This is a genomic window from Acinetobacter sp. YH12208, from assembly GCF_013418055.1.
GTDB classification, from domain to species: Bacteria; Pseudomonadota; Gammaproteobacteria; order Pseudomonadales; family Moraxellaceae; genus Acinetobacter; species Acinetobacter pseudolwoffii.
Genome location: NZ_VPCT01000047.1, coordinates 1 through 2,146, shown reverse-complemented (window position 1 = coordinate 2,146; position 2,146 = coordinate 1). Strand labels below are relative to the sequence as shown.

The 2,146-nt window shown below is 32.9% G+C and carries 4 protein-coding genes and 1 pseudogene; all 5 read left to right on the top strand.

From position 1 onward, the window contains the following. Nucleotides 1-110, top strand: a pseudogene (locus FTU95_RS14885) (IS5/IS1182 family transposase); the annotation flags it as partial. Between the two features lies 1 nt (nucleotide 111). Continuing rightward, nucleotides 112-435, top strand: a complete 324-nt coding sequence (locus FTU95_RS14880) for a hypothetical protein (RefSeq protein WP_180078884.1) — start codon at nucleotides 112-114, stop codon at nucleotides 433-435. A gap of 108 nt (nucleotides 436-543) precedes the next feature. Further along, nucleotides 544-789, top strand: coding sequence for a type II toxin-antitoxin system RelB/DinJ family antitoxin (locus tag FTU95_RS14875; RefSeq protein ID WP_000246756.1), 246 nt, complete (start codon nucleotides 544-546; stop codon nucleotides 787-789). After that, nucleotides 779-1,072: a type II toxin-antitoxin system RelE/ParE family toxin gene (locus FTU95_RS14870; RefSeq protein ID WP_000221358.1), complete on the top strand. Its 294-nt coding sequence runs from the start codon at nucleotides 779-781 to the stop codon at nucleotides 1,070-1,072. The genes FTU95_RS14875 and FTU95_RS14870 overlap by 11 nt, the downstream gene beginning before the upstream one ends. A 114-nt stretch (nucleotides 1,073-1,186) precedes the next feature. Next, nucleotides 1,187-1,993 (top strand): hypothetical protein, encoded by an 807-nt coding sequence (locus FTU95_RS14865; protein WP_247166041.1) that lies wholly within the window; start codon nucleotides 1,187-1,189, stop codon nucleotides 1,991-1,993. Nucleotides 1,994-2,146 lie beyond the last annotated feature (153 nt).

Below are 2,146 nucleotides of genomic sequence, written 5' to 3'. Positions count from 1 at the left end.
TCAGAGGAATAGCAACACGATATGATAAGCTAAAGTGTAGCTATGAGGGGGCAGTTGTATTAGCTTGTATATTTATTTGGCTACCTTTATCGGGTAAATTCTATACTTGAAATGTCAACAGACCCTAGTTATATGCTGAAAAAAGATGTTGAAAAATCAATATTAGCGACTGATAAGATAAAAGTATGTGGTAAATATTTAGGCATCAAATCTATCCCCGGACCTACTCGGGGTGGGCCAACAGATTATATTACTTTTCAAAATACTGATGGAAGTATCAGTAAATTCCACCATATTCCTAGATATCAAGATAAATTATTTGATCTAAATCAAATATATGCTAACGATAGAATTTGTTATTACTACTCATTAAAATATACTGTTGATGGTAATAAATATTTTATTAGTCAAATTGATATCTTAAGACTTAAATAGCACTTAACTGACATATCTTTATTTAACATAATGGCTGTTATGCGAAGTCGACTTGTAATGCAATTTGCATTACACTAATCCTAGTACATTAAATACTTGGGAAATATGATGGCTACTGTTAACTTCAGGGTCGATGAAGCCCTTAAAGAAAAATCTTATTCAATCCTTAAAGAGCAAGGTATTGCACCTACGGATTTCTTCACTAGTATTCTTGAGTATGTTGCTACGACTGGGAAACTGCCCGTCAAAAAAGCTTTGCTTTCGGAAGAAGATGAAGAATTATTAGCCCTTGTCCGTAAGCGCATTAACGATCCTAAAGAGATGTTTGAGGAAGTCACATTAGATGACTTATAAGCTTTTACGTCACAAGGACTTTACAGCAGAATGGGAAAAACTCCCTGTTGCTATACGAGATCAATTTAAAAAGAAACTAGCTAAAGTCATAGAGCAGCCACATATTCCAAAGAACATGCTTAGAGGCGATCTTGCAGGTTGCTATAAAATCAAATTATTAAAAGCTGGTGTCCGACTTGTCTATCAAGTTAAAGATGATCAGGTAGTTATCCTGCTCATTACCGTCGGAAAACGAGCTGATAGCATAGTTTATGACGAAGCGAAAAAGCGAATTAAAGATTAAAAATGGGAGCTTATAGCTCCCATTTTTAACTTCGCATAACGTGTATTATGTTAATTTTAGGGAAATTTAACTATTCTGATTTTGCTGAAATCATAAATTTATAAGAGATAAATAATGCTAATAAAAAGATATTGGATTATTTCCTCGTATGTCCTGTTACTTATTGGATGTACATCAAAAGATATTTCAAAAGATATTCCTAAAGAAGGGGAAATAGTGACATGGAAGCAGAATCCAAATTTGATAGTAAAAGCAAAGCTTGGTCCACGTAGAAAACATATTCCTGCCCAATTTGATAATGAATTTTATCGCCCTGAACGTGAACATTATTTAGGGCAGTTTCCAATTGACTATATTCCTGAAAAATTTCCCGCTATAACTCAAGAGGAAGCAAATACTTTACCAATGCCTGACTCTAATCGACAATTAGAATTTTATTTAACTTTCAATAGGGAAAAAATAGAAGCTACGGATGGTTTTGCACCTGATCATAAAGATCAGGTACGAGTACAAATAAAAGGTTTAGGTTTAGAGATGAGGGAAAATAATACTGATACAAAAAAAGTAATTCTTAATAATATTACTCCGGAATATGTCAAGATGGATTCGAAATTTAAAAAATTCGGCTTGGAATGTTATCGGAGGATTTTTTCTGATGAATATCTATTTTGTTATGCAGATTCGAATATTCCAAATGTTTCTGGTGTCTTTCTTAAAGTTAATACAAGAGGAAGAAGACCAGAAAATGGAGAATCAATTGAAATAATAGGAAATAACTATGAATCAAATAAGTATGGGGATATATGGGTTCAATGGGAAACTAATTTAAACAATTGGGAGAAATGGCAAGATATTGATAATGCAATATGGCGCTTATTAGACACATGGAACTCAGCTCCATCATCTCAAAAAAATAACTAAATTTTACTTATTTAACATAATGGCGGTTATACGAAATTCTGTTGTAGCCCCATACATTCAAGTTTATTTCTTGCATGAATGTATCCTATAGGATACATTACTCTTATGTACTCAATATATACCACTGAAGTCTTTGATGACTGGTTTACTAAG